This window comes from Pseudoalteromonas piscicida (genome assembly GCF_002744175.1).
Lineage (GTDB): Bacteria > Pseudomonadota > Gammaproteobacteria > Enterobacterales > Alteromonadaceae > Pseudoalteromonas > Pseudoalteromonas piscicida_B.
This window is the reverse complement of the sequence record NZ_NKHF01000101.1, coordinates 63239-77281: the sequence shown is the minus strand read 5'-3', so window position 1 is coordinate 77281 and position 14043 is coordinate 63239. Positions and strand designations below refer to the sequence as shown.

The 14043-nt window shown below is 43.6% G+C and carries 8 protein-coding genes and 1 pseudogene; 7 read left to right on the top strand and 2 right to left on the bottom strand.

The genetic code is table 11. The features are described from left to right. Positions 1 to 227: 227 nt before the first annotated feature. Positions 228 to 1567 (top strand): annotated as a pseudogene (astB, locus tag CEX98_RS20595) (N-succinylarginine dihydrolase). Positions 1568 to 1848: 281 nt separating this feature from the next. On the opposite strand, the gene CEX98_RS20590 reads toward astB, so the two are convergent. Continuing rightward, positions 1849 to 2835, bottom strand: a complete 987-nt coding sequence (locus CEX98_RS20590; protein WP_099643891.1) for a WD40 repeat domain-containing protein — start codon at positions 2833 to 2835, stop codon at positions 1849 to 1851. A gap of 116 nt (positions 2836 to 2951) precedes the next feature. On the opposite strand from CEX98_RS20590, the gene CEX98_RS20585 reads away from it, so the two are divergent. Then, a complete protein-coding gene (locus CEX98_RS20585; RefSeq protein WP_099643890.1) occupies positions 2952 to 3404 on the top strand; it encodes a hypothetical protein in 453 nt (150 codons plus the stop codon). A 218-nt stretch (positions 3405 to 3622) separates the two neighbouring features. On the opposite strand, the gene CEX98_RS20580 is transcribed toward CEX98_RS20585, so the two are convergent. Beyond that, positions 3623 to 5908, bottom strand: a complete 2286-nt coding sequence (locus CEX98_RS20580) for an acyl-CoA dehydrogenase (RefSeq protein ID WP_099643864.1) — start codon at positions 5906 to 5908, stop codon at positions 3623 to 3625. Between the two features lie 310 nt (positions 5909 to 6218). Between CEX98_RS20580 and CEX98_RS20575 the strand changes: the two genes are divergently transcribed. The 5 genes from CEX98_RS20575 to CEX98_RS20555 all read left to right on the top strand — a co-directional run bounded on the left by CEX98_RS20575 (position 6219) and on the right by CEX98_RS20555 (position 14037). Next, entirely contained in the window at positions 6219 to 8039 is a 1821-nt protein-coding gene (locus CEX98_RS20575) for a M2 family metallopeptidase (protein WP_099643863.1), read from the top strand. A gap of 273 nt (positions 8040 to 8312) precedes the next feature. Then, a complete protein-coding gene (locus tag CEX98_RS20570; protein ID WP_099643862.1) occupies positions 8313 to 9119 on the top strand; it encodes an ABC transporter permease in 807 nt (268 codons plus the stop codon). Beyond that, positions 9116 to 10009, top strand: coding sequence for an ABC transporter ATP-binding protein (locus CEX98_RS20565; RefSeq protein ID WP_099643861.1), 894 nt, complete (start codon positions 9116 to 9118; stop codon positions 10007 to 10009). Before CEX98_RS20570 ends, CEX98_RS20565 begins: the two co-directional genes overlap by 4 nt. Positions 10010 to 10382: 373 nt before the next feature. Then, positions 10383 to 11711, top strand: a complete 1329-nt coding sequence (locus tag CEX98_RS20560) for a dicarboxylate/amino acid:cation symporter (protein WP_099643860.1) — start codon at positions 10383 to 10385, stop codon at positions 11709 to 11711. Positions 11712 to 11808: 97 nt separating this feature from the next. Then, positions 11809 to 14037, top strand: a complete 2229-nt coding sequence (locus CEX98_RS20555) for a cytochrome-c peroxidase (RefSeq protein ID WP_099643859.1) — start codon at positions 11809 to 11811, stop codon at positions 14035 to 14037. Positions 14038 to 14043: the final 6 nt, after the last annotated feature.

The following is a 14043-nucleotide window of genomic DNA, read 5'->3' as shown; positions in this document are numbered from 1 at the left end:
TGAACAACTTGTTCTGGATTGGCTTATCTTCCTTGAGAAATTATCTCAACGATTTTTGATTTATATCTCGATCGTCTTTTAATGTAAAATCCCATTGCCTTGAAACTTATCCATAAAATCTTCAATTGAATATGGACTTGCGAGTGCTTATTTGACCTATGTCACTTTAAAAATTTTTGAAACCGCCTCATACTAGTTGTCTATAACTATTCGCAACAGGAATCGCAATCATGGCTTATGAAGTCAATTTTGATGGTCTGGTTGGGCCAACTCACAACTATGCAGGCCTCTCATATGGCAACGTCGCCTCCCTTTCTAACGCAGCTAGTATCTCTAATCCAAAAGAAGCGGCTTTACAGGGACTAGAGAAAATGAAAGCCATGCATGATATTGGCTTAAAACAAGGGATCTTTGCGCCTCACGCTAGACCAAGCTTGGCGCCTCTGCGTAGAGTGGGCTTCTCTGGTACTGACGCACAAGTGTTGGACAAAGCCTATAAACAGGAACCCATTTTACTCCGCGCTTGTTACTCAGCGTCCTCCATGTGGACAGCAAACGCCGCAACGGTATCCCCTTCTATTGACTCAAATGACGGTAAAGTGCATTTCACTAGTGCTAATTTAAACTGCAAGTTTCACCGCTCTATTGAGCCTCAAACCACCACTAATTTATTACGTAGCATGTTTGCTAATGAGCAGCATTTTGCCCATCATCAACATTTACCCGAGCAGCCTTTCTTTGGCGATGAAGGTGCGGCCAATCATACTCGACTTACAGACTCTCACGGCAGCACAGGACTACAGCTATTTGTCTACGGCGCGAGCGGTTTTAACAGTGAAATAAAAGGCCCGACTAAGTATCCAGCACGTCAAACCCTTGAGGCAAGTAAAGCAATAGCGAGATTGCATCAGCTCAATGATAAACAGGCACTATTTATCCAACAAAACCCCAATGTGATTGACCAAGGCGTATTCCATAATGATGTTATTGCTGTGGGCAATGAAAACGTGCTGTTTTGCCATGATCAAGCTTTTATTGATCAAACCAATAGTCTGACCAAAATTAGACAAGCATATATCGGAGAAAAGCCATTACATATTGTTGAAGTACCGAGTCATGCTGTCAGTGTTGAGGATGCTGTCAAAAGCTATTTATTTAACTCACAGCTTATCACCCTACCGTCAGGTGAAATGATGCTTGTAGCACCTGAAGAGTGTGCAAAGAACGACAATGTTGCAGCATATATTGAATACATGCTAAGCGCTAATAATCCGATTTCACAAGTGCGCTTTTTCGATTTACGTCAGAGTATGCAAAATGGGGGGGACCTGCTTGTTTACGTTTACGCGTTGCACTTAGTGATACGGAGCTAAATGCAGTAAACCCCGAAGTGATGATGAGTGAGGAAAAGTTCGCGCAACTTAATGCTTGGGTGAATAAGCATTATAGAGACCGCGTGACTGAGCAAGATTTAGCAGATCCTAGCCTATTAAACGAATCTTATACTGCACTGGATGAACTGACGCAATTGCTTAATTTAGGCAGCGTCTATGAATTCCAGCAATAACTTAAAGTCGGGATAACCGCTTGTTTTCTTGCAGCTGTTATCCCTTTCTACTGCTTTGAATTTGCCTGTATTGAGAAATAACTTTTGGCTAGCGTGATATTGTACCAATTGAATTAATTATCTTATCAATTTGAAGGATGAAATAGCTCATTTACTTAATACCTTTGGTATTACAATTTTTAGCTTATGCTAATTAGCTGGCTAACTCACTTCTGCCCTGAGTTTAGGTTAGTTAATTTAATTGCATATCCAAGAAAAATAATGGAGTGTGCTGCGCTCCTTTATTTTTGTGCCAGCAAATTTATAGCCCATTTTTCAATCATGCCGTCGCTATTTAATGTCACTAGCGTGTTAGAATCAGGCACGTACATATCTACAACGGTTGCACCTTCACTTGCAGTGTGGATTGACCAAGTACCGAGCTCTTCCCCACTTTCGTACCGCCAAATTGACAGGTGTGACTTTGATGAAGAAGTGGCGAGCAAGCCCGAGCCTGAAATAAATTTAGCTTTTCTGAACATTTTAAATCGAGCCATATACTTTAGCTCACTGAGCAATTTACCGGACTCAAAGTCTAAAACATGCTGGGCATTTAACCCATCAGAAACAAACAAACGCTGACCATCCGAACTTACGGTTAAGCTCGTCACTCTGTGGTTGAATTGATGTTCATAAACCGGTTCTGGCGAGGCGAACTGCCACATTGCTACTAACCCATCTTGAGCGCCAGTAACAAAATACTCGCCAGTTTTGTCAAATGCTAAATGTTCAATAGGTCTAGAGTGAGGCATAAAGCGATTGTTTAACTTAGTGAATAAGTCAGCCATGTTGAGTGACCCATCATCCATGGCTACAAGCAATCGTTGATTATCATGAGACAGTGCTAATGAAGATATCGACGCAAGCGGGCTGACACCGGCAAAAGGCACATTAGTAATTAACTTTTGTTTAGGCACGGACCAAATTGAAATAAGATTTTCACCCGCTACAATCAGCATCTTCTTGTCGTCGGATAAAAGCAATGCTTTTACCGGTGTTTTGATTTTATCCTTGGGAACAGAAAATAGTATGGATTGATCCGAGTTGTCGAATATGTTGATATCTGCATTGCTATCTAAAGTGACCGTCCACGCACCATCATTAGAAAAATGTCCGATAATAATCCCGTTTTGCGTCAGCTGACTTGTCACCCCTTGACTGATCTGGGGCTGAGCACCACAACCTATTAGAAAACAAGCTAAACAAGCCAGTGATAGTAAGCGAGACATCTTAAACCCTTTGTTCATAATACATTTATTTCAATCACTGCCTTTACATATCGACCATTAGCAGACAAACTTAAGCTATTGTGAATAATTGTAGATTGCATATGATGTATTTTAGCATGACAAAGTCACTTTTAAGGCAAGCTTTTGTCATAATAGCAGCAATGCTGCTCCTTTCGGCATGTGGTTCTGATGAAGACGCAGCTAGGGGCGACAAAGATACCCCAGGCTTCGCTGCCACTATGTATTTTGACGCCTTGTATAATCAGAAAAACTTCGATGCGGCGATAGCAATCGCAACGCCACGACACGCCCGTATCATGCGCTCTTACGGCACAGCATCTCAATTTGCTAGAAACCTCGTTAACATGCAATACGATGAGGTAACCATAGAAGTTGATATGACGAACCAAAGTCTCAGAGAACAATACGGTAACACCGCAAAAATTAATTTGATTTTCACCGGTCAACTTCGTGGTGAACAGGTTGATGATATGCGCAGCGTTAGTATGGTCCGTAAAAAAGGCAAATGGTATGTAGACAAAATCCTAGCCGATCCTTTTGCACGTTAAATTGATTTATAAATAACCCCGAATGCATTAACCGTTCAATCAATTTGAAGGATGAAATAGCATAGTTAGCGTCGTTAAAAATTTCTCATTTAGAACAACTAAATAGCAAAATTCTTCGCCTAGCTACTAAAGCTATTTCTCCACTTCACATAGCGCATTTACTCAATACATTTGGTATAGTCCGCTTTTGAACTTATCAATCGCACCTATTTTAAATACTAAGATTCCTTCTCATCCTTCTGCGCTTTTGCATCTACCGCGCAAGCTTTAGCTACTAGGGTTTCTATACAAAATATTGTCTCTGATGCTTTGTCATCAATGACCTTCTCTCGCGTTGCTATATTTAGTTTCTCATTAAGAGACTTCCCAACTAAGCTCGCTGTATTTTGTTTGCACCACTTACGATATTTCGCCATTAACGGTCCATGTGCCTTCTCCAGCATATACGCATGTTCAACGGTGTCTACTGCCGAGTGTTTGACTACTGAGCACAAATGTGAGATCCGCTCTCGAGTCGTATTATTCTCAGTGACATGATTACAGACCTGAACTGCTAAGGTGTCGCTTGGCGCCTTTAACCAATTCCCAAAAGGAAATGCTAAACGTTTTAGTAAAAATGCCAACGGTGCCATGGTAAAATTATCGCAAAACGCGTAGACAGCTTTGCTGGCCTCATATAAACAATGATCCAGTGCAAACTTCACCAAAGGCAAGTCGCCCTGTTGATGGCCATCATCTTCATATTTTTTTAGTACACACGATGCCATGTACAAATAACTCAATACATCACCGAGTTTGGCAGAGAGCATTTCGCGCCGCTTGAGCGAGCCACCTAGCTTTAACATGGCAATATCACTGTATACCGATAGCGCCTGACTTAACCAAGTTAAACGTCGGTAGTAAGGTGCCACATCGCCACTCACCGGTGAGCGTTCAAAGCGAGCAAGGGTTAGGCCATTCAACAATGCCTTAACCCCATTTACTGAAGTATGTTGTAAATGCTTACACAACACCTCATCAAACTCTTTTAATGCAATAAGTTGATCGTCTTGTTGTACAATGCTCATTTCTTTGAGGATAAACGGGTGACAACGGGTCGCGCCTTGGCCAAATATCATTAAACTGCGCGTCAGGATGTTTGCTCCTTCAACGGTAATTGAGATAGGCATCCCCATGTAGTTATAGGCAAGATAGTTCATCTCGCCCATTTGAATAGCTTTGCCACCATGGATATCCATGGCATCATTTAATGCTACTCTGGCATGTTCAGTTAAGTGATACTTTGCAATCGCAGTGACAACTGACGGGCTTTGTTTTAAGTCTATTGCTAATGCGGTCGTTTGCCTCACGGCTTCAATCAAGTAGGTATAGCCGTAAATCCTTGCTAAAGCGCTTTGCACCCCTTCAAACGCAGCGATTGGAACGCCAAATTGGCGTCGCACATTGGCATAAGCAGAACTGGTTCTGGTACTCAGATGTGCCGTACCTGCACTTAACGCTGGTAGTGAAATTCCCCGCCCTGCGCTTAAACAAGATACCAGCATGCGCCAGCCTTTACCGATCCCAGCCTGCTCGCCGATCACCCAAGACAAAGGAATAAACACATCTTCGCCGCTTGTCGTACCATTCATAAACGCTTGCCCAAGCGGTTGGTGTCTGTCACCAGTATTGACTCCTTCATGGGCCGTTGGGATGAGCGCGCAGGTTATACCTCGCTCAACTTGATTCGAAAGCAACTGCTCGGGATCATAAACCTTGAATGCAAGTCCAAGCACATCCGCCACAGGCGCCAGTGTGATATAGCGTTTTTGCCAGGTCACAGCCAAACCGACTTGCTTTTCCCCCTCAAATTCTCGCTCACATACAATTGCATAATCCTGAATGCTACCAGCATCGGAACCCGCTTCTGGGGATGTTAATGCAAAGCAAGGTAGCACCTCTCCGGAAGCCAGTTTTGGCAACCAGTGCTCCTGTTGTGCATTCGTCCCGTAATGAAGTAACAGCTCCGCAGGGCCTAAACTATTGGGTACCATAACTGTCACCGCGGTTGACAAGCTGCGACTGGCTATCTTGGCCACAATTGTGGAATTAGCTTGGGCACTAAATTCACGTCCACCGTATGACTTAGGAATAATAAACGCAAAAAAACCTTTCTCTTTTAGATATTGCCAAACCTCTTTCGGTAAATCGTTCGCTCGAGCAATTTTCTCTTCATCTAGCATGTTAAGTAAGGTATTGAGCTCATTGTCAATAAAGGCTTGTTCCTCATCACTGAGTTTTGGTTTATCGTTACTGAGCCACTTGCGCCAATTAGGTTTACCAGAGAACAAGGCACCATCCCACCAAATGGTGCCCGCTTCCATCGCTTCGCGCTCAGTTTGAGACAATTCGGGCAAAGAAGTTTTAAAATAGTTAAACAACGGCTTAGTGATCAGCTTAACCCGGATATCACGAACACAGAAAATCACCACAATGGCCAGTATCACCAGTAAAATTAACGTCATATACACTCCTTTTGCAGCCCCAAGTTGGACCTTTAATACAGTCGACAGTGTTAATTATGGTTAATAATCACACTAACTCAACTTTTATCTACGTCTTCATGCTTGTGTTTGTTTATCGCAAAATTGTCGTTTTCAAGTCGTCTTGCTATTATCCTGCCATACAGAGAAAATCTAGCTTTCCTGTACCATAACAATTGAATAGATATACTGCTGTGCAGTGAGCAATTCAATTGATTAAAAAAGCATTGCTCCATAGGTCGTTACTATACGCAGCGACGTGTGTATTAATTAAAACAACAAGTGAATCACTATGAAACCAAGATTTAAACTTAGTGTTGGCGCACTCATTGTGGCCGGTACTTTTGCACTTTCAGCTTGTAAATCTACCGATGTAAACAATAAAACGCTAACAGAAGCCGATGCTGTTGCATTTTTAGATAAAGCCTCCGAACAGCTGGTCGACCTTAACTTCCGCTCGAGCCGTTCAGCTTGGATTTACGCAAACTTTATCACTCATGATACGGCTTCATTAGCGGCAGACGTTAATGAAGAATACACAGCAGCGCTAGTTGAGCTTGCAAATGAAGCGGCACAGTTTGATGGCCTAACTCTAAGCGAAGATACTCGCCGTAAACTAGACAAACTAAAGCTAAACCTGACACTACCAGCACCAAAAGATGCTGATAAAACCGCGGCACTGGCTAAATTAACGGCTGAATTAGACGGTATGTACGGTAAAGGCAAATACTGCAAAGACGATGGTACTTGCTTAAGCTTAGGCGACATGACCGCAAAAATGGCCAATAGCCGTAACTATGAAGAGCTACTAGATATATGGCAAGGTTGGCGTGAGGTTTCTAAGCCAATGCGTCCTCTTTATGAAAAACAAGTTGTGCTTACTAACGAAGGGGCGAACGAGCTGGGTTACGCAGACACGGGCGCAATGTGGCGTAGTAAATATGACATGCCTGCAGATGACTTTGCCAAAGAGCTAGACCGTATTTGGGGTCAAGTAAAGCCACTTTACGACTCACTACATTGTCATGTCCGTGCCAAGCTTGGCGAAAAATATGGTGAAGATAAAGTACCTCAAGATCAGCCTATTCCTGCGCACCTATTGGGGAATATGTGGGCACAGAGCTGGGGCAATATTTACGACCTAGTTGCACCTGAAAATGCAGATCCGGGTTATGATGTGACAGCCCTTCTTGCAGAGCATAATTACGACGAAATCAAAATGGTAAAAGGTGCGGAGAAATTCTTCACCTCAATGGGCTTTGCACCGCTACCGGACACTTTCTACGAACGCTCTTTGTTTACTAAACCAAAAGATCGTGATGTACAATGCCATGCTTCAGCATGGAACCTAGATGCAAAAGACGACTTACGTATCAAAATGTGTATCCAACGCACAGGTGAAGAATTCTCAGTGATCCATCACGAGCTGGGCCACAATTTCTATCAACGTGCATACAATCAGCAACCGGTTTATTATCAAGAAAGTGCCAATGATGGTTTCCACGAAGCTATCGGTGACACCATAGCACTGTCAGTCACACCTGGTTATCTTAAGCAAATCGGCCTATTGGATAATGTTCCTGACGAATCGAAAGATATTGGTCTACTCATGAAAATGGCACTAGATAAGGTCGCCTTTATTCCATTTGGCCTACTAGTTGACCAATGGCGCTGGAAAGTATTTTCCGGTGAAATTTCACCTGCTGAATATAACCAAGCATGGTGGGATTTAAGAGAAAAGTATCAAGGTGTTACTGCGCCAGTTTCACGCAGCGAAGCTGACTTTGATCCGGGCGCTAAATATCATGTGCCGGGTAATGTACCTTACACTCGCTACTTCTTAGCACATATTTTACAATTCCAGTTCCACAAATCTCTATGTGAAATTGCTGGTAGCAAAGAAGCTATCCACCGCTGCTCAGTTTACAACTCTAAAGCTGCTGGTGAGCGTCTCAATGCGATGCTAGAAATGGGTAGTAGCAAGCCTTGGCAACAAGCACTTAAAACGCTAACAGGTAAAGATGAAATGGATGCAACAGCGGTACTTGACTACTTTGCACCTCTACAAAAGTATCTAGACGAGCAAAATAAGAATCGTAACTGCGGTTGGTAATTGTTTGTTATTAAATAGCCTGAATTCGGGATAACCACTTGTTCTCTAGCAGCTGTTATCCCTTACTACTGCGTTAAATTTGCTTGCAATAGGCCAGGTTAAATACTTCATAGCGGGCGCTGAGCGCCCGTTTTTTATTGGTTTAATTTTGTTACAGTTCAATAACTTCCTTTTTTAACGCCAATCATATAGTCTCAAAGACAGTCGCAATACCCATGCTGATTTACCGCGAGGGTCAAGGTGCTCTACACCGTTGAAGTAGTAAGGATCCATATGAATATAAAAAGAATAGGTCTAATCGCCACCTTTGAGTTGCAACGTTTGTTTGCAACAAAACGCGGGTGGATAGCCATCGCCGCTTTTGTTTTAGTGTGGTACGCCATTTTGAGGTATGCCATCGCCGAAGCGGTGTCCATTGTTGGCGACCCCGACTTTAAACAAATGATTCAAAGTTTTTCCGGTGTTGTAGGCATGCAGAAAATTGCCCTATGGCCCGAAATGGAGTTGGCACTTTATCTCGTGTGGTCCATTTTTTTATTTCCGCTATTTGTCATATTTTCTAGTGCAGATCAAACTGTAGAAGACCGCACTAGAGGTACTCTTAGGTTTTTAACTCTGCGTACTACCCGTGCAGAGATTGTCGTCGGTCGGTTTGTTGGGCAACTGTTTAATACGCTTTTACTAATCGCTATCTCGGCTTTGGGGGCATGGATCTTAATGGTAATGCGAGAGCCTAGCCTATGGCTAAGTGGCCTAAGTAGAGCCGCGCTTATGGTATTAGAGCTCACTCTCATCACTGCACCGTTTATTGCTCTGATGTCGGTGGCAAACCACTTTGCAAACTCCAGCAAGATGAGCATGATATACGCTATTTTGACCTACCTAACACTCGCAACCATTGTAGCATTCGCCTTAGAGTACAGCCCATACGCAGAATACCTCTTTTATCTATTCCCAGGATACCAAGGTGCTGAAACCATAGCTCAAAACGTTAATCTAACTCGCTTTGCAACACCACTGATCCACAGTGTGGTGTTAATAGCGATTAGCTGTGAATTATTAAGAAGGCGCGCACTATGAGTATGATAATTGAAGTAAACAACTTAGTTAAAACATACGGCAAAAAACGTGCTCTGGATGATGTGTCATTTACGCTCAATGCTGGTTCGCCAATTGCACTAGTAGGCCCTAATGGCGCTGGCAAAACAACGCTGTTTAGCACGCTTTGTGGCTACCTCAATGCCGACTCGGGAAACGTCAGTATTCTTGGCCATAAACCTGGAAGCGAGGGGTTATTTGGCCGTCTTGCAGCGCTCCCCCAAGATGCCCAACTTGACCCAAGGTTTTCTGTTAGTAATCAATTGCGCTTATATGGACAGCTTCAAGGCCTAGATACGAAAACAGCTGAGCGCGAGACTCACCGCGTACTTGAGCTGGTCGACCTCAAAGACTGCTATGATTCCAAACCCCATGAATTGTCTCATGGAATGCGCAAACGCATCTGTATTGCACAAACGCTGCTTTCTCATCCTGAGGTTGTCCTTTTGGATGAAGCAACAGCTGGCCTTGACCCCGTAAATGCTCGGGAGATCAGAAATCTAGTTCGAACGCTCCAGTCTGACACAACCTTTATTTTAAGCTCTCATGATTTAGTCGAGCTGGATGATTTGTGCGATCAGGTCCTGCATCTACAGCAAGGAAAATTAACCGCGGTTGACCGCATTGCTCAGGCAGAACTCGCCACATTAACCGTTAAACTAAAAGAAGCTGGCACCAGCCACCATATTGAACAATTAAAAACACTGCAAGGTGTGGAAGGGGTATCAGTCAATGCAAGCGGCGCACTGCTCATTGAATATCGAAGCGGCCAACAAGTCGATATTGACGTACTGCAGCTATGCCGAGCACAGGGCTGGCATTACAAGTCTCTAGTGAATGGCAAAACATTAGAAGATGAGCTATTTGGTTAACTCAAGACTGAGGGTCTGCACATAGCAGGCCTTCTATTTATCTGTATACGGTTGTGTATGACTGCTTGATGATCGTCGCATCCAATATTTTAGCAAGACCATATTGCTTACTCTCCCCCTGACAACACTTGATACCAATCAACACATCTGTGCATTCAGGCTGATATGCTTGCTCCCCTGAACTCGGGCTAAGAAGTTAGTCAACTAAAATACATAAGATCAAAAGTGTAATATTACGCTAGCCAGAAGCTATTTCTTAATACAAGGCAAATTTGCACAGCAATAGCTGCTAGAGAACAAATTGCTATACTCAGTTCAGGTTATTTATAATTATTCACTGTCGGTGCAAATTACCCCGTTTCAAGGAAAAGGAATGAAAAACACCTACTCCATTAGTTATTTTTTACAAAAGAAGATGCTTTGGCTACAAATTGTTGTGGCTTTGATCTTGGGTATTACGGTGGGTATTTTACTCTCACCAAAAGGGGTTGGGCTGGTCAGTCCTGAGTTGTCGCTTCAAATAGCACAATGGGTTGCGCTGCCCGGCAATATGTTCTTGGCTTTGATCCAGATGGTTGTTATTCCCCTAGTACTTTCCTCTATCATTCTTGGAGTTGCGGGCAACAAAGATACGGCATTTTTAAAACAAGTTGGGCTGAGGATTTTCCCTTATTTTATAATGACCACCTTTATTGCAGTCATTATTGGTTTAGTCGTTGCAACATACATTAAACCAGGGAACTATGTGGATAGTCAGCTGCTTGAGAATCTAGATAGCCAACATACCACAACAGTTACAGCCACAGTTGAGTTAAAAAGTATCCCTGAACGCATGGTAGCCATCATTCCGTCTAATATCACTCAATCCACACTTGATAAAGACATGTTTGCCATCGTGATGTATGCCATTTTTATTGGTATTGCCATTACCGCGCTCAATCAAAAACAAAAGTCACTACTCCTTGAGCTCACTACAGCAGCGCAGACATTATCATTACAAATAGTGAATTGGGCCATGTTATTGGCGCCATTCGCGGTGTTTGGATTACTTTGCGATATTACCATACGAATTGGTATTGATGCCCTCTTAGGCGTTTCAGCCTACGTTGCGGCTGTGCTGTTAGGGTTACTACTACTGATGTTTGTCTACCTGTTTTTGGCCGGTTTCGCAGGAAAAATCAGCCCTCGGCGCTTTTTATCGGCTATTAAAAGTGCACAATTATTAGCTTTTTCGACCTCTAGCTCAGCTGCGGTAATGCCGCTCTCAATGCGCACAGCTGAGCAGTCACTCTTCGTTAAAAAGCCAATTGTTCAGTTTATTATTCCCCTCGGCGCTACCATCAACATGGATGGCACCGCACTCTATCAAGTTATCGCTGCACTATTTTTAACTCAAGTATTTGGTATTACCTTATCAGATAGTCAAATCATGTTGCTTATACTTACTACTGTCGGGGCATCCATCGGCTCCCCGAGTACACCCGGTGTTGGCATCGTTATTTTGGCTTCAGTTTTAACCAGCTTTGGGATCCCTGCCGCTGGTATTGCTCTTATTTTAGGAGTAGATAGGATCTTAGATATGTGCAGAACCGTGCTCAATGTCACCGGAGACTTAACTGCGTGTGTAGTGATGGAGCGCCTGATAAAGCTAGATAAACCTGTTCAAGAAGCTGTCGAAGACAATACTAAAGTGTCACTGTAATGCTAAGTGACAAACCAAGCTCATAAATTTAACCTTTTATTAACCATGATAGGCATAAAGTTCCTGATGAACTGTTTCACTCATGAGGAGCGCTATTATGAAACGACTATATGGATATATTGCCTTAACACTAAGTGCCTTAGCCAGCTGCTGTGTACAGGCAATTCCAATACCAGACAACCTTGACGACGCTTTACAACAGCTAATACAACAACATGGTTTAACAGGCGAGCCAACAAAGGGCATTACCATTCCTGACATACACTCTTCTGAAGCGCAATTGGGTAAATTGCTTTTTTTCTCTAAAGCACTCAGTGGTAACCAAGATGTTGCCTGCGCAAGTTGCCATCATCCCTATTTAGGTGGAGGTGACGGCCTAGCCTTGGCGGTTGGCACCTTGGCCATCGACGAGGATATTATGGGACCCGGCAGACAAACAACCACAGGCGAATATTACGTGCCGCGTAACACGCCCAGCATTTTTAACTCGGCACTTTATCAGCGTGGTCTGTTTCGCGATGCTCGGGTAGAGTTTTTAGATTGGTTAAAACCAGAGAAAGGGATCAGTACGCCTGATGTCCCCTACGGGGAAGCTGACCCGAATGCTGGAGAAACACTCGTCGCTGCCCAAGCGAGATTTCCCGTGGTAACTGAGTCTGAAATGCGGGGCTTTGACTTCATGCAAGGCTACAGTAATCAAGCTGTTCGGGCTCACTTGGCCGCTAGAATTGGTGACTATGACAGCGCACAAGGTGAGCTTATTCAAAACCGCTGGTATCCGCTATTTGCATCCGTATATGGCGACAAACCCGCTAAAGAGATAGTCACTTTTGCGAATATAACCCGTGCTCTGGCCGCTTACCAACGCTCGATGAATTTTGTAAATAATCCTTGGAATGCCTATGTTAAAGGCGATAAGGACGCGATATCGGAATCTCAAAAACGAGGGGCTTATCTATACTTGTTTATGCCTCCCCCTCCCTCTGACGGCGGAACAGAACCAGATTACTTGCCAACGCAATGTATCGGTTGTCATAACACAGATAGCTTTACCCAGACCAAAGGGTCTAATTATCATCGCCTCGCGTTTCCACAGATAGGTCCTGGCACCGGCACCTTAGATCAACCAAGTAACGATTTAGGCCGAACTCAACGAAACAACAACAATGACGGCCTCTATAGCTTCCGCTCAGGGACGCTATTAAATATTGAAGTCACGGGCCCATACGGACATGCGGGTAGTTACGATACATTAATGCAAGTCATTGAGCATTATGATGACTACCACCAAGTGCTTGATGATTACATTGACAATCAAGGCTGGTGCCAACAACCGCAATTTAAGTCAATTGCTCGCTGCCAAGATCTTTTTCCCGATGCACGTTACAACACAGACTTAGCTGCTAAGATCATTGATGATGAAATTGAAGATGGTGCACCCGTATTACAGAAACTCTACCTATCAAGGCAAGCAAAAGAAGATCTAGTGAATTTTATGAAAGCGTTAACCGATCCCTGTGTGAAAGATGCTCGCTGCTTAGCACCTTGGATCCCAAGCCGTGAAGACATAGACCCAGACGGACTACGATTACAGCCTCTTAATTATCAACAAGTACCACTCTACCTTCCCAAAAAGTGTAACCAAGTTATGCCGCTTAGCTCAGGTTCAGAGCTGCAACCAAATCAAGGCGAGTGTATCTCTGGTAGCACTGTGTATCTCTATTTCGATGTTGAAAAAGACAACTCGAATATATTTATAAGCACTCGAGACGGTTCAGGAAACTTAACCTTATATTACCACCCCAATACCTGGGCAATGCCAGATAATGCCGTTACCCAGTCGGCTGGGGCAGGCACCGAGCAAAAGCTGGTACTCACCTTGAATAAAGGTCGCCATTATGTGAGCGCGGTAAGTAGGAGCCAGTTCGATAAGGTATCTATTGCCGTGGGGGTTTTGGATGCACGAAAACCGAATAAGCCAAGTGACATGGCTGTACCAAACGCATGCCTTACCCAGCAAGCTCAGTCTTTTGCTGAGTTACACAGTGGTAAACCAGTTTGTTTAGCAGCCAATGACAGCTACTTCTATATCAAGATAACGGAGCCAAACTCCACATTAACACTAAAAGCTCGCCATGGTGTTGGCAATACAGATTTACTTGTTGGAACCTACTGGCCAAGTAGAGGTGATTATCAGTTCTCTTCTCAGTCAGCCGACAATGCTGAGTATTTAAAACTACACTTGTCTCGACCGGGGTGGTATTACGTGTTAGCAACCGGTGAAGGCACGAATCAAGGTGTTACTTTGCAAGCAGATATTAACTAACCTGTT